General features: G+C 41.5%; 14 protein-coding genes. 9 read left to right on the top strand and 5 right to left on the bottom strand.

Annotated elements, in window-relative coordinates:
- Window positions 1-133: 133 nt before the first annotated feature.
- The 4 genes from H5201_RS03465 (at window position 134) to H5201_RS03450 (ending at window position 8,602) form a co-directional block, all read left to right on the top strand.
- The gene (locus H5201_RS03465) at window positions 134-2,905 is read left to right on the top strand and encodes a TonB-dependent receptor (RefSeq protein WP_182783724.1); all 2,772 of its coding nucleotides are present in this window, start codon (window positions 134-136) and stop codon (window positions 2,903-2,905) included.
- A 48-nt stretch (window positions 2,906-2,953) separates the two neighbouring features.
- Window positions 2,954-4,276 (top strand): metallophosphoesterase, encoded by a 1,323-nt coding sequence (locus H5201_RS03460; RefSeq protein ID WP_182717232.1) that lies wholly within the window; start codon window positions 2,954-2,956, stop codon window positions 4,274-4,276.
- Between the two features lie 203 nt (window positions 4,277-4,479).
- Complete coding sequence (locus tag H5201_RS03455; RefSeq protein WP_182739729.1) at window positions 4,480-5,844, top strand: hypothetical protein; 1,365 nt, start codon at window positions 4,480-4,482, stop codon at window positions 5,842-5,844.
- A 106-nt stretch (window positions 5,845-5,950) separates the two neighbouring features.
- Complete coding sequence (locus H5201_RS03450) at window positions 5,951-8,602, top strand: DUF2339 domain-containing protein (protein ID WP_182783722.1); 2,652 nt, start codon at window positions 5,951-5,953, stop codon at window positions 8,600-8,602.
- Between the two features lie 97 nt (window positions 8,603-8,699).
- Here the strand turns inward: H5201_RS03450 and H5201_RS03445 are convergent, their stop codons facing one another.
- Entirely contained in the window at window positions 8,700-12,140 is a 3,441-nt protein-coding gene (locus H5201_RS03445) for a PAS-domain containing protein (protein ID WP_182783720.1), read from the bottom strand.
- Window positions 12,141-12,529: 389 nt separating this feature from the next.
- Here H5201_RS03445 and H5201_RS03440 point away from each other — a divergent pair, with 389 nt between their 5' ends.
- The 5 genes from H5201_RS03440 to H5201_RS03420 all read left to right on the top strand — a co-directional run bounded on the left by H5201_RS03440 (window position 12,530) and on the right by H5201_RS03420 (window position 17,608).
- Entirely contained in the window at window positions 12,530-12,793 is a 264-nt protein-coding gene (locus tag H5201_RS03440) for a DUF4212 domain-containing protein (RefSeq protein WP_004586074.1), read from the top strand.
- 10 nt (window positions 12,794-12,803) lie between these two features.
- On the top strand, window positions 12,804-14,528 hold the full coding sequence (locus tag H5201_RS03435; protein WP_149982128.1) for a sodium:solute symporter family protein: 1,725 nt from the start codon (window positions 12,804-12,806) through the stop codon (window positions 14,526-14,528).
- A gap of 119 nt (window positions 14,529-14,647) precedes the next feature.
- Window positions 14,648-16,486 (top strand): DUF294 nucleotidyltransferase-like domain-containing protein, encoded by a 1,839-nt coding sequence (locus tag H5201_RS03430; RefSeq protein ID WP_182783718.1) that lies wholly within the window; start codon window positions 14,648-14,650, stop codon window positions 16,484-16,486.
- 35 nt (window positions 16,487-16,521) lie between these two features.
- The gene (locus H5201_RS03425) at window positions 16,522-17,145 is read left to right on the top strand and encodes a 3'-5' exonuclease (RefSeq protein WP_182783716.1); all 624 of its coding nucleotides are present in this window, start codon (window positions 16,522-16,524) and stop codon (window positions 17,143-17,145) included.
- A gap of 202 nt (window positions 17,146-17,347) precedes the next feature.
- Entirely contained in the window at window positions 17,348-17,608 is a 261-nt protein-coding gene (locus H5201_RS03420; protein ID WP_145235329.1) for a hypothetical protein, read from the top strand.
- 48 nt (window positions 17,609-17,656) lie between these two features.
- Here H5201_RS03420 and H5201_RS03415 read toward each other — a convergent pair whose 3' ends face one another.
- The 4 genes from H5201_RS03415 to H5201_RS03400 all read right to left on the bottom strand — a co-directional run bounded on the left by H5201_RS03415 (window position 17,657) and on the right by H5201_RS03400 (window position 21,619).
- On the bottom strand, window positions 17,657-18,148 hold the full coding sequence (locus H5201_RS03415) for a PaaI family thioesterase (protein ID WP_145235331.1): 492 nt from the start codon (window positions 18,146-18,148) through the stop codon (window positions 17,657-17,659).
- 23 nt (window positions 18,149-18,171) lie between these two features.
- Window positions 18,172-19,419 (bottom strand): phenylacetate--CoA ligase family protein, encoded by a 1,248-nt coding sequence (locus H5201_RS03410; RefSeq protein WP_182783714.1) that lies wholly within the window; start codon window positions 19,417-19,419, stop codon window positions 18,172-18,174.
- Window positions 19,420-19,464: 45 nt separating this feature from the next.
- Window positions 19,465-20,286 carry an ABC transporter ATP-binding protein gene (locus H5201_RS03405; RefSeq protein WP_145235336.1) on the bottom strand — a complete coding sequence of 274 codons (822 nt, stop codon included), beginning with the start codon at window positions 20,284-20,286 and terminating at the stop codon, window positions 19,465-19,467.
- A gap of 82 nt (window positions 20,287-20,368) precedes the next feature.
- A complete protein-coding gene (locus H5201_RS03400) occupies window positions 20,369-21,619 on the bottom strand; it encodes an ABC transporter substrate-binding protein (protein ID WP_145235338.1) in 1,251 nt (416 codons plus the stop codon).
- Between the last annotated feature and the right edge of the window lie 19 nt (window positions 21,620-21,638).

Below are 21,638 nucleotides of genomic sequence, written 5' to 3'. Positions count from 1 at the left end.
TACAATGGCTAATTATCAAGGACGTAACGGGTACTGACATATTTCTTTCATGATTGCCCCTTAGGGTGTTGCTGCGAGCCAAGCATGGCCAAGTAAACAATCAAAATCATTAGCAGCAACCAAGAGAACAATTATGAACCCTTTTATCAAATCGAGTATTGCATTAGCGTGTTGTGGTATTTTATATGCGACCCCAGCCTTAGCGGATGGTCGTGTGCAAGGTCGCATCACTGATGCCAGCCAAAGTGTGTATTTTGGCGGCGCGAAAGTATCGGTTAAAGAGTTAAACTTAAATACGGTAAGTAACCGCGATGGTTCTTTTTCATTTAATAAGTTGCCAGCGGGTGATTACACCCTAGTGGTTGATTACATTGGTGCACCATCGGTAGAACAAAAAATTACGGTGGTTGATTCACAAGTTTTTACACAACAAATTATTATTGGTGAGCAACAAGAAGCCATCGACAATATCATTGTTTATGGCCAAAGTGCTGGCCAAGCAGGCGCAATTAACCGTCAAAAAAACGCAACTAATTTAAAATCGGTAGTCAGTGCAGACTCGATTGGCCAGTTCCCTGATCAAAACGCAGCAGAAGCATTACAGCGTTTACCGGGTATTTTTATCGCTCGCGACCAAGGTGAAGGGCGATTTGTTGGTATTCGCGGTATTGATCCAAATTTAAACAACGTTACGGTTAATGGCTTAAATGTGCCGTCGCCTGAGGCCGGTGTTCGCTCTGTGGCGATGGATGTATTGCCAAGTGAACTAATTCAAAGTTTAGAAGTAAGTAAAACTGTTACCCCAGACATGGATGCCAGTGCTATTGGTGGCTCTATCGAAGTAAAAAGCTTAAGTGCCTTTGATAAAGCAGGTGAAAGCTATAGTTTTACTGCGCAGGGCTCATATAACGAATTAGAGTCAAAAACTAGCCCGAAGCTTTCAGGTAGTTACACTAATGTTTATGAGCTTGATGGTGGTCTTGATCTAGGTGTAGCAACAGCTATTTCGTGGTTTAAGCGTGATTTTGGTTCACGTAATATGGAGACCGACGGTGGTTGGAGTGAATTTGATGTTGAAGATGCAGCAACTGGCGACAAGGTCTCATTATTTGGCGCTGAAGAAATTGAGCAACGCCAGTATCAAATTACCCGTGAGCGTTTAGGTGCAGCACTTAATTTAGATTTACACAGCGGCGCCACTGATAAATATTATTTACGCACACTATATAGTGACTTTTCTGATGATGAGTATCGCCAACGTAATGAGTATAAGTTTAGCGATGGCAAACTATTAGATAGCAACGAGAGCGGTGCAAACTTTAGTGGTGCAGAAATGGACCGCGATACCAAAGACCGTTATGAAGAACAAAGTATTCTTTCACTGGTACTTGGTGGTGAAAATCAATTAGATAATTGGTTTGTTGAATATAATGTTGGTTATTCTAAATCAGAAGAAAAAGAGCCAAACCGCTTAGATGTGACCTTTGCTGGTAAAGATATTGATATGGGCTACATTGCGCGCGTTGATACTCCATTATTAAGCCAATCGACTAATGCCCACGATTTAAGCCTGTTTGAGATGGATAAAATTGAAGCGGCCAATAACCTTAGTGAAGACGAAGAGCTTAGCTTTAAACTCGACTTCAGCCGTGATTTTGTGTGGCAAAATAATAATGGTGAATTTAAGTTTGGTTTTAAACATCAAAATCGCGAAAAGCGTAATGATGTAAAGGTTGCTATTTATGATGGCGACTTTTTAGATGCTCTTGGTAGCGACTTTGCCGCGCCTGCACCTGACTTTGATTTGGGAAGTTTTGGACCGGGCCTTGATCGCGGCGCGATTCAAGCCTTTGTGAGAAAAAATAAAGAGGCGTTTGCTTTCAATAGTAATGAGTCACAAGTTGAATCTGATGGTCAAAGTTATGTAAGTAATGAAGATATTACCGCCGCTTATGCGATGGTTAGCATGGATATTGATAAGTTACATGTTGTCGCGGGCGTGCGTTATGAAGGTACTAAGTTTGAAACGCAAGGTAACCAAGTTGACTTAGTAGTCGATAAAGTAAGTGATACAGAAACTGTTACCACCACGCCTTGGCAAGTAAATAAAGATTATGACTACTTTTTACCAAGCTTAAATTTACGCTATAACATCAGCGATAAACTAGTGACCCGTTTTGCTTACACCAATACTATCGCGCGGCCAACCTTTAGCGATTCGGCCGCTTACCAATTAATTGAAACTGAAACAGTTGAAGATGAAGGTGTAATGGTTACAGAGCGTAAAGCTGAAGTCGGTAATCCAGCTCTCGACCCTTATGAATCAATGAACTTAGACGCATCAATCGAATATTATCCTGGTTCCATTGGGGTGTTATCTGCAGGTGTTTTCTATAAAGACATCGACAACTTTATTATTCAACAAGAAGTACAAGATAACGGTGATTGGGATGGTTTTGACGAAGTAGTGCAAATGGTTAATGGCGGTAAAGCGTCATTAACGGGGATCGAGCTAAACTGGAACAAAACCTTTAAATCAGGATTTGTGCTTGGTGCAAACGGAACCTTTATTGATGCGGATGAAAAATTACCAAATCAAGCAGACACAGTGGCAAATATCATTGTGGGCTTTGAAAATCATGCTATTAGCACTCGTTTAAGCGCATCATATAAGAGTGAGAGTTTTCAGTTTGATGATGCTGATATGGCGGTTTATGAAGATAGCCACATGCAATTGGATTTCAGCAGTAAATATTACTTAAACGATAATATGAACTTGTATTTCAATGCCACCAACCTAACAGATGAGCCAATGTACTTGTATCACGGCGAAAAACGTTACAACTACCAGTACGAATCTTACGGTCGTACATTTGAGCTAGGTTTTACGTTTTCTTCTTTGTAAGGTGAACATATGAGCCTGCTTAACAGTAGGCTCATTGTTGAGGATATTATGATTAATAAAACTATTTTGTATATTGCACTAACCGCATGTTTAGCAACGGTGGGTTGCACAGCTCAAAGTAACAAACAAAGCAGTACTGACGTCGCAAGTACCAGTAAAAAAGCCTCCGACAAGATTGAGTTTTTAGCTTTTGGTGATGGTGGTTATCATGTTGACTATCCAAAAACTAAACACATAACCAACCCTAAAAACAAGCAACAGTTTATAGCCGCAGAGCTTGCTGATTGGTTAGAAGATTATCGCCCTCGCGATGAATTTGACCATGCACCAATATATATTTATCCAGGCACTGAGATTGCTACAGAGCAAGGGGGCGCTCAGGCTGTGGGGATCGCAATGGCAAAATTGTGTGAAACAAAAGCGTGCCAATTTGCTATTCAGCTCGGTGATAACGTATACCCTGATGGTGCCGATGCTAATGATGGTAAAGACGACCAAAAACGTTTACAAGACTTAGTGTATGCGCCGCTTGAGCCATTATTTAAAGCTGAGCCTAATTTAGTGGTGTATTCCGCATTAGGTAATCATGATTGGAAAAGCTCGCGCAAAGGCGTAGCGGTACAAACGCAATGGATGGCAGAGCAAGCGAACTTTCACCTAGACGAAAAAGGCTACTATAGCTACAAAATGGGTGAGCCGGGTAACGATGTAGAGTTTTTTGTACTCGATACCAATATGTTACTGGCAGGGCAAAGTTATTATGATGTGCCGCTAAACCCAGATGGCAGCGAAGCAGATGAGCAACAAGCAATACGTGATGGCCGCGCAGATCTTGAAGTACACGACCCCCATGAAGGGCCACAAAATGATGAAGACCTAGCTCAGCTTATATGGCTTGAACAAGGCATTGCAAACTCGACTGCTAAATGGAAACTGGTTTATGGGCATCATATTTTATGGTCAATTGGGGGCACTAAATATAGTGAAGGCCACGTACTGCGTAAATTACTAATGCCAACTCTTTGCAAATATGCAGATGGTTATATTGCCGGCCACGAGCATGACTTAGAGTTACTAACCGATGATTGCTCAAAGTTTGATACCGGTAATAGCGTTGGCAAATTGCCGCTGATCATTTCTGGCGCTGCGTCTAAAATGCGTGGTAAACATACCCCGTTTGCACAGTTTCAAGAACGCCAATATCCTGAATATGATTTGCTTTGGTCAAAAAGCTTTGTATGGGGGTTTAGCCACATCAGTCTGGATAATCAAGCCAATAAGCTTGATGTGAGCTTTTATACCACGCCACGAGATTTAACGGGCAGTATTATTGATGAAGGTAGTTTTAGTTTTTCTAAACGCACTCGATAAACTTATATTTTGCATAAAAGCCAGTGTAACTACGCTGGTTTTTTGTTGTTTTAATGTGTTAAATTGTGCATTTTTTTGCATGTTTGTACATTTATTTACGGTTGCGTAAATATTTGTAAGTGGAGGTAATGCTTTGTAAATCATGGAATTATTGCTTTTGTTAATGGTCAAATTCAAACTATTAACAATAAGGAATTGATTACATGCGTGGCCCGTTATTTAAAACTGCACTAACAACCTCTTTACTTGCAACCCTAACTGCGTGCTCTGGCGATGACTCAAGCTCGAGTAAAAGTGGTTATATCCAATTATACAATGGCTCTTATAATAGCCCGTACACCCGTTTATTTATCGAAGATGCTGAACGCTCAGGCACTGATTTTGGTGGCGTTACCACTCGTCATAATTACAGTGCTAATAACTATGATGTGAGCTTTAAGTACCTTGATGCAAACGACAGTTATATAACGATCAGTGAAAAAGCAGTTTCGGTAAAAGACGACATGACCCAATTATGGGTGATGAATGGCGATTTTTCAGAGCCAACATTCAGTGAGTTAAGTTTACCAACCGGCAGTGATGAAGGGGCTATTAATTTAGGCTTCTTTAATATTGCCGGAGAAAATATTAGTTTTGATGTGTATTTAGCAAATGATGATGGCTTATTTGAAACCGCTGAGTTAATTGCATCACCACGGTATTTAAACGAACTGGCACTGCAAAGCTTTGATGAAGGATATTACACACTGTATTTAACTCAAAGCGGCAGTACTGATGTGCTATTTGAGTCTGCTTCGATTTACCTAAATGATGATGCCAGTTATGTTGCGATGATCAGATCAAGTTACGCCACTGAAGAACATGGTATTACGCTAGATCTCGTTACTTCAAGCAATACCGTAACCACGCTCAAACATCAAAATGCCCAAGGGCAATTGCGTTTTATCAATACTATTGATGATTACCCGCAAACTAGCTTTAGTGCAACGCGGGGGAGCGCAAGCAGCACTTCGCAAGTAACCGCTAATGACAGCTACTCAAACTACATTGAGCTTGCTCCAAACAGTTACAGTATTGCTATGTTAGATGAGCAAGGAAATGCAATTGTTGATAACTTTTTACTAACCCTTGAGCGCGAGCAAAGTAATGTTGGTGTTTTTTATAAAGATAAAGATTACGGCCCGCGAATGATGACAGTAAAAGAAACCTTAACGCCTAGTAGCTACAGTCATAAGGTGACAGTCGTTAATTTAATTGATAGTTACGCGGGGCAAAATATTACTGACGTTGATGTGGTATTTACCCTCAATGGTGAAACCGTAGATGATGCTAAAAATATTATTGATGGCATCGATCAGTATGATCAAGAAGATCAGGTTGTCGATAATGAAATTTACACCACTTATGTGCTTTATGAAGATAATGGCCAGCAAATTGTACTCATGCAACAAGGCGATATGGACTTTAGCCAAGAAGGTAACTACATATTAATTCTTGAGCATGATGAAACAACCAGCACTGGCTATAAAATGACGCTAGAGCGAACGGTTACTGATTCGGTAGAGTAATCTTACTTTAATTTCAGCCTCGTAATAGCGAGGCTGAGATTTTTGGGTATATTTTCAATACACTTTACGTTATAAGGGAATATTAAAAGCAGTCAAGGATTGAAAAATGGACGATATTTTAGGGCTCATAGTCATTTTATCGTTAGTTGTAGTCGCAGGCTCTGTTGCCGGTCTTATTGCTTTAATGCAAATAAGTACGTTAAAGCAAGATATTGCGATATTAAAAAAACAACTGCGTGGAGTCATGGTAGACAATACCGAGCAGCATCAAGTGCCGCGAGACATTGCTGCTAATATAACTGAGCCGCAAGTAGAGCATCCGGTTACGCTAGAACGATCATCCCAAGCTGAGGCAATTTTACATCAGCAACCACCGGTAAAAAAATACGTAAACACCGCACCGACTATAATAACAACTTCTCGCCAGAAACAAGCTTCTCCCTCAGTTATTGATATATTCTTTAGTAAATTAAAAACACAGTTCCAAGAAAATTGGATGACCTGGATTGGCGGCGTCGCGCTGGCCTTTGGGGGGATATTTTTAGCAAAATACAGTCTTGATGCCGGCTTATTATCACCAAGCTTACGACTCACCTTAGGGGGCTTATTTGGTGTCGCATTAATTGCCGGTGCCGAGTATTTACATAGAAAAGGTATTGTCTTCGAAGGCTTTAATAATTACGTGCCTGCAGCACTTGCAGGTGGCGGGTTTATTAGCTGCTTTGCATTAACGTTATTAGCTTATTCAAGCTATGCCATGTTAAGCCCAACCGTGGCGTTTGTGATGCTGGCAGTAATTGCACTGGCTGCAAGCTCTATGGCGCTGCGTTTAGGGCCTTTATTGGCCGTGCTTGGCATAGTTGGCGCTTACAGCGTGCCGATTTGGGTTAATACTGGCAGTGGTAACTTAATGGCGTTATTGATGTACATTGGCTTTGTTACTTTTGCTGCGGTATTAGTGGCGCAAAAAGTAAAACGTAATTGGTTGTGGTATTTACTATGGGCTGGGCATATAGGTTGGTATTGGGTGGCACTGAGTGTAATCAATACGCAGCAATATTGGATTGTTGGTGGTTTTGCACTGCTCTCTATTATTGGTTTAATTGCCATTGCACGATTAGGTTTAACTTTGCGTTTATTAGAATATCGCCCACATAGTTTACAGCGATTATTAAAATTACAGCCGGATCATCCGTTATTGCTAGCGATAGTAATTCCTTTATTGCTGACGATAATGGCAGAGGCAGTGAGCTTACAATGGCAAATTGTGATGGTGTGTTTAATCGTCATGCTGTTATTTTTAGTGCTGCAAAATAGTCGTTGGGATCTTTGGCAAGGTGTGGCGTTAGTGGTTGCGATGTTATTAGTCTTTAGCCAACAACGTTATAGTGTCGATAGCAATGATCATTTGTTTGTATTTAGGGAAATGTATGGCGTAGGGTTATTACTTGCGGTTGGGCTTTGTCTATACGGGCTTTATTTTGGCGCGCGTTACTATAAACGTTTAACGTTTCATTTAGTGGCTGCGTTTAGTGTGTTTACCTTGATTGCAACGCTCTATACCATAACACCCGAGCAAGGCTTAGGCGTTGCGTATCCGCTATGGACTGTATTGTTGCTAGTAACGAGTGGTGTATTAATTAAACGCGCACAAACAGCTCACACTCAATGGCAGCAGTTTAGTTATTGGGTTGGCGCTAATGCTAATATAACTCTTTGTTTAACTATGTTATTAGCCGATAGCGGGTTAACCCTCGCACTGGCTGCTCAAGTGTTGGTTATTAGCTATCTGGTGAAACGCCATGATGTGCCTATGCCGTATTGGCCTATTAAAGTGCTGGTGGCTGTGGTGCTGGCAAGGCTAACCTTTGCACCGTGGACGGCACATTATTTTGATCTAACCATATTTTCAATACATTGGAGCGCAATTGTGTATCCATCAGCGGTTGGGTTATTTTGGTTTGCCGCAAAACAGTGGCAACAAACAGATATGAAAATTTGGCTCGAAGGGGCTGCATTACATTGCTTAGCATTATTTATCACTACCGAGACCAGCTATCAATTAGTCGGGCATTATCCACAGCTTACTTCTTTAAGCTTTTATGAGCAGGTATTACTCAGTTGTAATTGGTTAGTACTTGGCTGCGTTTATTTGCATCGGTCACACAGCGCAGGGCAACTGGGTAAACTTTATCGCATTGCAGGGCTTGCACTTGCGGGACTCGCTGGCTTGTTGTTGATAAGTACAGCATTATATGAAAATCCACTATTTATACGCCTTTACGTTGGTGAAATGCCATTATTTAATTGGCTGTTATTAACCTGGCTCGTACCAAGTATTCTTACACTGTGGTTGGCTAAATTAGTTAAACCACTTAATGCTAAGTTTAGTCAAATAGTACTAGGTGCATCAGGCTTATTAGCAGTGTTAGCTATCAACACATTGATCCGCCAATATTGGCAAGGCGGGTTCATTTATCTTGATAAAGCGACCAGTGACGCCGAGCTATACAGCTATTCGATCATTTGGTTATTACTTGGCGCGTTGGTGGTCATTACCGGGCATTTAAAACAACAGTTGCTACTACAAAAAGTCGGCTTAGGCATTCTCGGCGCGGTTATCGTGAAGGTATTCTTAATTGATATGGCAAGCCTGACCGGCTTGCTCAAAGCTGTATCATTTATTGGTTTAGGCCTGTCGCTCGTTGGCCTAAGCTGGCTGTTTCAAAAGCTCAGGAGTAAAGCACCAGCGGGGTAATTTAACTCAAGCAGTACACCCAATAAGATTGTTGGGTGTACTTAGTTATGTTGTTTAACGCCAATCTGTTCTAACCTTTTGCCTAGCCCCTTTAACTTCACGCACTATGATTCAGCAGTGCTTTTAATTTCCCTGGCTTGATTGGTTTAGACAAATAATGAATATCAGCGGCTTTAGTCGCTTGTTTTAGCTCTACGTCGCGTACTGCGGTGATTAAAATTGCCGGCACATTGGTTTGCCAAATTTCCCGCAGGGCTTTAATTAATGTAATACCATCGTGTTCATGGCCTAACTGATAATCCATTAATATCACATCCGGTGCGCTGTGTTCATTTGCGTATGCGAGTACGCCTTCAACTTGATCAAACAACTGATAATTAGCTTGCCACTTTTGTAATAAACTGGCCATGGCGTTTAGGTTTTCAGGGTCGTCATCAACGGCAACGATATTCATTGCAGTGCGCTCTTCAAACAAGCTATTGGTAACGTGTTTTTGCTGAACAAATTGGCTTTCGCCATAAGGGACTTCAATACTAAAGCAGCTACCTCTTTGCGGGGTTGAGCGCACATCTAAGCGAATCGACAGTAAATCTACCATACGCTTTACTACGCTAAGGCCAAGGCCAACGCCTTTATTGTCAGAGGCCTCTACGCGGTAGAAGTCGTTAAATATTTTTGCTTGCTCTACCTCGCTAATGCCAGGGCCGGTGTCCCACACTTCAATGCGCAGGTGATGTTTGCGTTTACGACAGGCTACTAATACTTTGCCCATATTGGTGTATTTAACTGCATTTGATACTAAGTTCTGCACAATTCGCCGTAGATAGGTGATATCACTGTGGACAATATGCTGTCCGCTGCGCACTGTGAGCTTGAGGCCTTTTTCGCTTGTTAAAATGGCGTATTCATTGCGCAGTGGTGCGAGGATATCATCAATACTAAAATGGCGAGGGGTGGGGGTCATCGCACCTTGTTCAAGTTTGGCAATTTCTAATAGGGCTGACATTAAATGCACTGTTGAATCGAGGCTGGCACCGAGCTTTTCGAAGTTATTGATATTATTATCAGCGAGGGATTTTTCATCTATCGCAGCAAGGTATAAACGGGCGGCGTTGAGCGGTTGCAAAATATCGTGACTTGCTAAAGCTAAAAAGCGGGTTTTACTGTCATTGGCTTGCTCTGCTTCTCGTTTTGCTAAAGTGAGTGCTTGCTCTGTTTGTACGCGGCTTTCTATTTGTGCTTCGAGATCTTTATTGATAGTTCGAATTTCTTGGGTACGCGCTTCAATACGATTTTCCAAATCCATATTCACTTCTTCAAGTGCATTTTGTGTGGCAATGTGAGTGGTAATATCTGAAAAGCTAGTAACAAAGCCGCCATCAGGCAGTGGGTTACCGATCATTTCGTACACTAGGCCGTTACGACGGTGACGGATAAAGTGATGCGAACTACCATTTTTTAAATGTTGCACGCGCTTTTCTACTTGGCGTTCTATTTCACCAGGGCCACATTCGCCGCGCTCGGCATTGTAACGAATAATTTGCTCAATCGGTTGACCTACTTCTAAAAATCCTTCGGGGTAATTAAACATCTCTGCGTAGCGCTTATTCCACGCAACAAGATTAAGCTCTTTATCAACAACTGAAATACCATGACTGAGATTCTCTAAAGAGGTGAACAACAGGTTTTGGTTAAACTGTAGTGCTTGCGTTGTTTCATCAAAAAAGTTAACCACTTCTTCAAATGCCATTCGCTTGCCCGATGCTACCGTGTGGATCAAAGCTTGCGCTGAAGAGGCGCCTAATACACCAGTCAAGGCGCGTTCGCAGTAAGCTATAAACTCAGGATCGGGGTGAGTGTTATTGTCTCCGAGTTGGTGAGTTAGTGAAAAATGCGTCAATACTTGTTGGCTACGCTGGACTCCTAAAAAGGTTTGTAACAGTACTTTAAAATCGTATACCGTGGCTTTTACGTTTTTGTTTAAACGTCTTGCAAGTACTGCTTGCTCCTTGGGATTAACGAATGCTGCTGCTTGAATTTTATCAATTAACCGCTCATCAGCTCCCAGTGAAAAACTAATATAACAGCCAATATTGGCAAATAAAGCGATCAGTGTGCCGCGGGTAATAAGGGTTTGTTGTAGTTCGGTGTCAAGTGTATTACCTGCATCTAAAATAGGTAACATTAAAAATAATATCCAACAAATCAATCCTGCTAATAAACCAGCATAAACACCGTAGGCATGACCTTTGCGCCAGTATAGGCCGCCCACAATGGCCGGTAATAATTGCGTTACCAAAGAAAATGCCACTAATCCCATGCTGGCAAGTGCTTTGCCGTGACCAAACCATTGCTGATAAAAATACGATAAGATCAAAATACCGGCGATGGTAAAACGCCTTACCAGTAATATTTGTGGCTTATAACTGCTGGTGATCAGGTTGCGTTTGAATTTACGTCGCAGCATCAGCGGTAATACCACATCATTTGAGATCATAGTACTTAGGGTCAAAGTGGCAACCACAATCATCGCAGTCGCCGCAGATATTCCGCCAATAAACACAAACGTGGTAAGCAATGCATTGTCATTCATTAATGGCAGTGCCAATACAAAACTATCAGGAGAGAAGCTATTGCCGATCTGTGGATGAATAGCTGCGGTGGCTATTGGTAAAATCATTGCTGCCGTCAGCAGTAAATACAGTGGAAATGCCCAACGAGCGGTAAATAGGTGACGTTTGTCTTGGTTATCAACCACAGTAACGTGAAATTGTCGTGGCAAACAGATGATTGCAGCAGCGGCCATCAGTGATTGGCCAATAAAGTTAAAGCTTAAAAAGTTAAAATTATTCCAATGTTGCCATAAAGATTCTTTTATTTGTCCTTCATTAGCAGTGGGTAAATTATACAAAGTGTACACCGCCAAAGCCGCCACTGCTACTAATGCCAGTAGTTTTATCATTGATTCAAATGCGACTGCGAGCATTAATCCTGAACGGTATTCGGTTACATCAACTTTACGGGTGCCAAAAAATATTGCGAACATTGCCATGATCAGGGTGGCAGAAAGCGCGACCATTGAACCCGATATTTTATTGTCACTTTGTAGTAGTAAGAAGCTGTTGCTCAGTGCCTTTAACTGTAAGGCGATATAAGGAATAGTTGCTAGTAGCGCAATCATAGTCACCATAATGGCGGTGGTTTGACGCTTACCATAACGGGCAGAGATAAAATCGGCTATGGTGGTGATATTTTGTTTTTTACTCACTAGTACCAGTTTGCGCAAAAATCCTTGTCCGAAAAAAAACAACAGTGCAGGACCAAGTAGAATGGGTAAATAACTCCAACTGCTGGTAGCTGCAGTACCAACAGAGCCGTAATAAGTCCACGAAGTACAGTAAATACCCAGCGAAAAGGAGTAAACAAAAGGGTGATGGCTAATTCGTTTTGCCAGCGGTGTGGTTTTATCGCCCCAGTTTGCTAGCCAAAACAATATGCCAATGTACGCTAAAGCGACAAAAATTAGTGCAGCAGTCATGTTTTTATTCAATTTTTATTATGTTATTGCACACCATACCAGAAGTTTTCACTATTTTGAGCTGTCAATTTTTGTGAGTATTCTGAAAATAAACATATTTATTTGATATATATGAGAAATTTAATGTTTTATTGATGTATTAGACTAATGTCGCAAGTGTGCAATATAACCTGGATGAATAGTTAAAATCACCGAGTGGAAAGACTTAACATTATGATAGAAAACGTTTTTTACTTTTTTGTAACAAGCGCTTCAGTACAGTTTACGTAAACGTTAACTTGTTGTTACGACTATGGTCTCAATTCAATATTGTTCAGGCATTGCTAAGTTTATAGCCGAGAATAAATCGAACACATCACTTTTTACAGATGTTAAAGAGGAAATAAAAAATGGCTTTTAAAGATGAAGAACAAGCAAAAGCTTATTGGGCGGAAAACATTTCACTGCTGTTTAAATTATTAGCAGTTTGGTTTGTCGTGTCGTTTGGCTTTGGCATATTACTGGTTGATGTACTTAATGAAGTGCGTTTCTTTGGGTTTAAACTTGGCTTCTGGTTCTCCCAGCAAGGCGCGATTTACACCTTTGTGGCTTTGATTTTTGTGTACGTTTTCAAAATGAATACGTTAGATAAAAAATACGGCGTAGACGAATAGGAGCTAAGCAATGGATGTTCAAACACTCACGTTTATAATTGTCGGGTTGAGCTTCGCGCTTTATATCGGCATTGCAATTTGGGCCCGAGCAGGCTCAACAAAAGAGTTTTATGTAGCAGGTGGTGGTGTTCCGCCTCTGGCTAATGGTATGGCAACAGCCGCTGACTGGATGAGTGCTGCGTCATTTATCTCAATGGCGGGTATCATCTCTTTTGCAGGGTATGATGGCGGCGTTTACTTAATGGGGTGGACCGGTGGTTATGTACTACTTGCTATGTGTTTAGCACCTTACTTACGTAAATTCGGCAAGTTTACTGTGCCAGACTTTATCGGCGACCGTTACTATTCACGCACCGCGCGTTTAGTGGCAATCTTATGTGCCATCTTCATTTGTTTTACGTACATTGCAGGGCAAATGCGTGGTGTAGGCGTTGTATTCTCACGTTTCTTAGAAGTTGAAATTGAAACTGGCGTTTACATTGGTATGGTTATTGTCTTCTTCTATGCGGTACTCGGTGGTATGAAGGGCATTACTTATACCCAAGTAGCACAGTACTGTGTACTGGTATTTGCTTACTTAGTTCCTGCAATCTTTATTTCGATGATGATGACAGGCCACTTCTTCCCACAAACAGGCTTTGGCGCTACATTAATCGGCAGCGATGGCGTATACGTACTTGATAAACTTGATGGCTTAAGTGCTGAGCTCGGTTTTGCACAATACACTGAAGGCTCAAAGAGCATGATTGATGTGTTTGCTATCACTGGTGCCTTAATGGTGGGTACTGCGGGTCTTCCTCATGTAATCGTACGCTTTTTCACTGTACCTCGCGTTAAAGATACGCGTATTTCAGCGGCATGGACATTAGTGTTCATTGCTATTGTTTATACAACAGCACCAGCGGTTGCAGCATTTGCCCGTGTTAACATGATTGATACCATAAATGGTAAAGACGGAAGTGGTACTGAATACGCTGAAGCACCAGTATGGGTAAAAAATTGGGAAAGAACGGGCTTAATCACTTTTAATGATAAAAACGGTGATGGCAAAATGTTCTACACAGCAGGTAAAATTGATGATCCAAACAGCGCTAACGAAGTTAACGTTGACCGCGACATCATGGTACTTGCTAACCCTGAAATTGCTAACTTACCAGCATGGGTCGTGGCACTTGTGGCCGCCGGTGGTATTGCTGCGGCACTATCAACAACAGCAGGGTTACTGTTAGTTATTTCGACTTCGGTATCGCATGATTTACTTAAGCGGACCTTAAAACCAGACATTAGCGATAAACAAGAGTTACTCGCAGCGAGGTTGGCAGCCATGGTTGCGATTGTTATCTCCGCTTACTTTGGTATTAATCCGCCTGGATTCGTGGCGTCGGTGGTGGCATTTGCATTCGGCTTGGCCGCAGCAAGTTTCTTCCCGGCGATCATTATGGGTATCTTCTCTAAGAAGATGAATAAAGAAGGTGCGGTTCTAGGTATGGTTACAGGTATTACCTTTACTGCGGCATATATCATCTTCTTCAAGTTCATCAGCCCAGAACTAAATAGCCCTGAGCATTGGTTCTTAGGTATTTCACCAGAAGGTATTGGTCTAGTTGGTATGCTTATTAACTTTGCAGTTGCTGCAATCGTGGTTAAGTTTACCGCTGATACACCGCTTGAAATTCAAGAAATGGTTGAAGGCATTCGTAATCCTAAAGGGTCTAGTGAAGCTCACGCTCACTAACAACGCTGATACTCTATTAATTAATATTGATAGATCCAAAAGCCCGACTTAAGTCGGGCTTTTTATTTACCGTTGATAGCAGTACAGTGATCGTACGATTGTTTTTTGCGAGTAGACAAATGAATAATGAGCAACAGGAAGTCGCCCAGTTTGTGCTAGCACAAATGCCATTTAGCGACCTTGATAGCAGCGCAACAGATTACTTTGTAAAACATCTCGATGTTATTTATCTAACCCGTGAAAACCAAACGCAATGGCTGCAATCAGCCTCACCTAAGCTGTTTTTAATTCGCTCTGGTTTGTATGACTTAGTGGATGCAAAAGGCGATGTGATCACTCGTTTAGCACAAGGCGATTATTTTGGCTTTCCTTCACTGCTGACCGGCGAGGCAATTCAAAACCGTTTAGAAGTGCAAAAAGAGGGCATAGTTTATATGCTCAACCAAGATGCTTTCGACTACTTACGCCGTGAATATAAAACGTTTGAGCAGTATTTTGTGCGTGCGCATGCAAATCGGCTGCTTTCTTCACATTATAAAAGCCAAAACGATAGTTGGTCTGAACGTAAAATATCTGAACTGATGTCACGTAAAGCGGTCACATTATCGCCCGATGCAAGTATTCGTCAAGCAGCTAAAAAAATGAAAGAGCACGGCGTGTCTTCGATTATGGTGACAGAATTTGAACGCTTAGTTGGTGTGGTTACAGATCGCGATTTACGTAACCGAGTATTGGCAGATGAAATCGATCCCAAACAAGCGGTTAGCATTATCATGAGTGTCAAACCCAAGTTTATTTTTGAAAATAACCGTGTTTTTTCAGCTCTGCATTTAATGCTCAAACATAACATTCATCATTTACCAGTGTTGGATGAACACCATAAAGCGTTGGGTATGATCACCAGCACAGACTTATTACGTCAGCAAAAGAGCGACCCCGTACAATTGATTGGCCGTATTTATAAAGCTCGCAGTGTCGCCGATTTAAAGCGTTATGCGGCAGAAGTACCAGAATTACTGCGTAGTTTTTCTCATAATATTGATGATATATCTTTAATAGGTAAATTACTCAGTGGCTTAACTGATGCGTTAACCTCACGACTAATATATTTATTCCAAGAAGAGTGCGGTGCCGCTCCTACTAGCTTTAGTTTTATTTGTTTTGGCTCTCAAGCGCGTGAAGAGCAAACCTTACATTCTGATCAAGATAACGGCTTATTACTACCTGATGACTTAAGCGAGCAACATCAAGATTACTATCGCCGCATGGGGGAGTTTGTTTGCGAACAGTTGGTTGAGTGCGGTATTAAACGCTGCCCAGGTAATATTATGGCAAGCAGCGAATTATGCAGAATGAGTATATCGGATTGGTGTGAGCGCTTTTTTAACTGGATCAAAAGCCCGACACCTGAAGCAATGCTCAACTGTAAAATATTTTTTGATTTACGTTTTATTGAAGGCTCAACGGCACTTTACACTGCATTTTGTGAGCAACTAACCCGAATTTCTCGCAACGAATTATTTTACGCCGCAATGGCAACCGATATTAAATCTAACTCAGTACCAATTGGTTTATTTAATCAGTTTAAACTCGAAAAAGATGCGAAACAGCACAAATACATCGATTTGAAAAAACGTGGCGTGGTGATCATTAACGATATTGTTCGTCTATATGCGTTAAAAGCAGGCATACGCCGAGCGAACACCCAAGAGCGCTTAGATGCATTACTGAAACATTCATTGTTAAGTAATCACGATGTATATAATTTGAAAGACTGCTGGCGATTTTTAACTCAGTTACGTTTGCGCACGCAAATAAACGAAGAAGGGCTACCGAGTAACTGTATTAACCCAGATAAACTAAACTCCCTTGAACGTCATCAATTAAAAGAAGCCTTCTATTTACTCAAGCTCGCACAACAAGCTGCGGCATTTAAGTTTGCTCGTGGAAGTTTATAAATATGTGTTTTGCTATGAATAAGGTGACAAGCTAAGTGGTTAAACGTTGGTTGAGTCACTATTTTGCGCGTAGGCAATTACTTGCTGAAAATGCATTAACGCAGCGCTATATAGTGATTGATTTAGAGTTGACTGGACTGGATCCAAAACTGCATGAAATCGTCTCGATTGCGTGGGTGTTGATAGAAAAGCAATGCATTAAATTGAGCCAAGCTCAGCACGCCATAAATAAAGAAGTGCTGCGCCTTGAGCAAAGTCCTGTTTATCATGGAATTGCCCAGCAAGATGTCGCTAATGGAAAAAGCTTAGCGGCTATTTTAGCTAAGCTAAGCGCTCATTTTTCGGATGCTATTTTGGTGTTTCATAATGCTACTTTAGATTGGGGATTTTTAAAGCAGGCATTTCAAGCACATAATATTGATGTGCAGCCTTTATTGATTATTGATACTTTTCAGATTGAAAAAAAGCGCCTGCACCAACAAGGCTATGAAATAGGCTTAGACGATTTAACTCTCAGTGCCTGCAGGGCGCGGTATGAGCTACCTCATTATGGTTGCCATCATGCACTTACCGATGCCATGGCTACCGCTGAATTACTGTTAGCACAATGCCATCAAATTAGCCGTGGCAATGAACTAAAGTTGGCTGAGTTGGTTTAAACCTAACGCTGATTAATTACACTCTACCGTTCTCATTATTATTAATATATATCCTAGCTGAACAACTGTTTTAATTGTTAACTATATCGCGCCGTAAGTATTAATTTTTATTCTTAAAAACAGGCTTTTATCGTAATCTTTTTAGGTACTTTATTTGCTATTGTAGAGCACTAACATTTACTTTCTCGTTTGGTTTTTATCTATGAAAAATAATTTACTGCCATCTTTAGCTGGCGTTTTAGTGAGCTTGTTCGCCGTATGGTGGTTACATGGGTTTTTATTGGTTGACCGCTGTTTAGATAGTGGTGGGGCTATTAATCATAAAACAAACTTATGCGTGGGCGCAAACGAGCAAATAATAGAACTTGCTACACCGTCAGGTATGTTAGTTATTTATGGTGTGGTGATTATGGCTTTGTCGCTATCAGTCAGTGTACTGCTGAAAAAGCTAGGTAAGCGCTAAGTTTTGAATTGAAGAGCGAACACGGCAGTTCGCTCTTAACTTTGAATGCTAACTGATAAAGCTCGCTGGCATTTTCACAGCAATTACGCTGCCTTTAACACAGATCACGTTGTTCGCTGATAGCGTGATGTCGACAATCACTTTGTTGGGTTTTACTTCAATGAAGCTACCTATTAGCTGCAGCTCTACCCCCATTGGAGTCGGCGCTAAAAAGTTAACATTTAAAGCCCCTGTAACAAAACGAAATGCAGGTTGAGTCCCCATCTCTCGCTCTGCATATCGATAAGCTATAGCAGCGGCACTGCCTGTACCATGGCAGTCAATCAGGGACGCAAGCAGCCCACCATAAACAAAGCCAGGGATTGCTGTATGGCAAGGTTGCGGCGTAAAGTGGGCGATAGTTTTATCGATATTGCCTTGATTTTGCTCATCCTGATACCAATAACTTTTTAATTGGTGACCCTGCTCATTGTTTTTGCCACAGCCATAACAATGGCTGAGCTCATCGGGGTAATAATCTTGAAAGGCTATATTGTTCATTAAAACTCCTAGTTCTAATTGGGTTATCCGATGACTCGTTGATCATCAATCACTTTGCCATCATCAGCTAAGCTGCCTAGCTCGACCAACTCAACACTGCCATTTAATTTTGTGTATTGTTTTAAGTTATCTAGCAATAATCCGGTGAGTTCCAGTTTAGTTAGCTCTGATTGGTCTTGATCGTATTCACACAATAGCTGCATTTTGTCTTGATGATCTTGTAGCTTGACCACTAAGCGCATTTTCTTTATCCCCTTAACACTGAGCCTAATTCGCTCTATTTGTTGAGGATGAACAAACATACCTTTTATTTTCGTGGTTTGATCGGCTCTACCTAACCAACCTTGAATGCGCATGTTAGTGCGACCACACGCACTTTGCCCAGGCTTGATAGCCGATAAGTCACCGGTTGCAAAACGGATTAACGGATAATCAGTATTGAAACTGGTAATAACCACTTCACCAATCTCACCATCTGCGACTGGAGTGAGGCTGCCTGGGCGCACAATTTCGACAATTAAATCTTCAGCGATAATTAACCCATCGTCAGCAATGGTTTCATAGCCAATTAAGCCTACATCGGCACTTGCGTAAGCCTGTAAGGTGTTGATACCTTGTTGTTTAAACGACTCGCGCAGTTCATGAGATAATGCCTCTCCAGTCACCAGTGCTTTTTTGAGGCTGCTAACGTCACGTTTAGTTGCCTGCGCTTTATCCAGTAATATTTTTAAAAAAGAGGGAGTGCCACAATAACCTTGCGGGTGTAAATCTTCTATTACGTCAAGTTGTTGATCTGTTTGCCCTGGGCCTGCGGGTATAACCACACAGCCACACGCACGCGCCCCTGAATCAAGAATAAAACCGCCAGGAGTCAAATGGTATGACAAACAATTTTGTACTAACTCACCTGCTCTAAACCCCGCAGCATGAAAGGCTTGGCCCATTCGCCACCAATCTTGCTGGCAATTTTCAGGGTCATAAATAGGCCCCGGTGATTGAAAAATTCGATTTATATGGCCACTTTTAGCTGCGAGACCGCCAAGCGGAGGCTGTTGCTTTTGTATGTCTAAAAGGTCAGATTTTCTGGTGATCGGCAAAGTCGCTAGTTGTGAGCGAGTAGTGATATTCGTGGCATCAATGTTCGCTAATATAGCCTGATAATAGGGGCTGTTATTTTTTGCATAGGTAATAAAGTCAGCTAAACGGGACAATAAATTTTGTTCTCTGGTTTCAGAGTGTTGATGTTCATTGGCATGATAAAAATGGCTCATAATAGCTCCAGTAACATAGAAAAAGTAGAGAGATAGATAGGTTGATTACAACCAGCGTTTGCGACGTTTATATGACTTAAGATCTTTAAAGCTTTTACGTTCTTCGTTACCTCCACCGAGGTAAAACTCTTTTACATCTTCGTTGTTTAAAAGCTGCTCTTGTGTGCCATCTAATACAACTTTCCCTGATTCAATAATGTAACCATAATTAGCCGCTCTCAGTGCATAGTTGGCATTTTGTTCTACCAACAGCATAGTAATACCTTGATCTTGGTTAATCTTTTTTATGATTCCGAACACTTCTTTAACCAATAATGGCGATAACCCCATCGATGGCTCATCGAGGCAAATCATCTTTGGACGTGCCATTAATGCACGGCCAATTGCCAGCATTTGTTGTTCGCCACCTGATAAATATCCAGCTAAGCCTGTGCGTTCTTTTAAGCGAGGGAAATAGTGGTACACCATTTCAATGTCTTGATTTATTTGTGCGTCTTTGCGGGTAAAGGCGCCGAGTTTTAAGTTTTCTAGAGAGGTCATATCTTCGATGATACGACGCCCTTCCATAACCTGAAACAATCCACTGCGCACCACATCTTCGGCATTTTTATTGTCTATTCGTTCGCCCATAAAGGTAATGTCGCCTTTAGTGACTTCGCCATTTTCAGTTTTTAATAAGCCAGAAATGGCTTTTAAGGTGGTTGATTTTCCTGCGCCATTTGGCCCAAGTAGGGTGACTATTTCACCCTCTGGCACATCTAAACTAACACCACGTAAAACTTGGATGACTTCATCGTAAACAACTTCAATATTGTTAACGCTTAGAATTGGTGATGCAGGTTGTATTTTTATAGCTGCTTGTGACATAGCTAACTCCGTGAAAAATTAATAATTTATCAGCGGATGAAAATAACGAGATGCTTCATCCGCTGCTATGTTTAACGAGCTATTAAAAACCTAACCACGCATCACGGCGCTCAATGGTTACCAGTGATAACTCTTCAACGACGACATTGCCTTCGTTATAGTTGCCTTTGTAAATGTAAACTTGGTTAGTGCCACGGTGATCTTGTTCACTCCAGTTGCCCGCAAGGCATACGCCTTCAAGTCCTGCTGGTACCCAATCTTTACGGGCATACATGGCTTTTTTAATATTTTCACCGGTTATTCCGCCGTTATCTTTTGCCCATTCCATAGCCTCTTTCATAAAGAATGTTGAGCACACGCCACGAATGTAATGATGAACACGCTCTTCTTGGCCTGAAGGGTCTGATTGTTTTGAAATCTCCCTAACGAGTTTCATGCCAGGTACTTGATCAGTCCAAAACGGCGTCATAGCTGGAAATACATAATCTTTAATGCCTTCGCCCGCAGCTTGGAATATTTTTTTATCGCCCCCCCATATATTCGACATAAACTGAATATCGGTACCAACGGTGTTACATGATTTAACTAAAGACAATACTGAACCACCTAGATTGCCTATATATCCGTAATTTGAGCCTGAGCTTTTTAAGCTTAAACATTGCGCTTTAAAATCACCTGGTTTCATCGAAATAACAACCGCAGGTTGTACATCAAAGCCTAATTCGGTGGCGTACTCTGCACAGGCTTCTTTCGGTGCATTAGGGAAGGGGTGATTTGCACCAATATGAGTAAACTTAGGTTTGCCTTTGCCCCCCTTTTTTTGCCAGTCCTCAGCTGCCCACTGGACTAAACCGCGGCACGCATCTGAATAGGATGCGCCGTAAAAAAAGTTATAAGGAGCTGGTTTCTTTGTATGTGGGTTTTTACCCATAGGATCCGTTAAGTGGCCAGAGTAAGACGCTGAAAATACTGGTAGTTTATCTTTGGCTACAAATGAGATCAGTGCTTCGGTATCAGCGGTGCCCCAGCCTTGCATGGCAACCATGTTTTTACGCGAATGCCACTTTTTATAAGCGGCAATCGCTTGCGGCACTTTGTAAGCGTAATCAATTGTTTCATATTCGAGTTTAGTGCCATTGATGCCACCATTTTCGTTAATGTAAGCTAGGGAATCACGCACGCCGTCAGCGTAATTTTTACCAACAAAAGCTGTCGGGCCACTCATATCAGCTAGATGACCAACAAAGACTGAGTCTTCAGCGAATGTTTGTTGGCTGGTGCACAGCGCGCTTACTATTAATAGAGACGTTAATTTTGCCTTATGATTGTGCATAACTATTTCCTTTTTCTTT

Origin of the sequence: Pseudoalteromonas sp. SG43-6, from assembly GCF_014164365.1 — a bacterium.
Taxonomy (GTDB): Bacteria; Pseudomonadota; Gammaproteobacteria; order Enterobacterales; family Alteromonadaceae; genus Pseudoalteromonas; species Pseudoalteromonas rhizosphaerae.
This window is presented reverse-complemented; position numbering and strand designations above follow the sequence as displayed.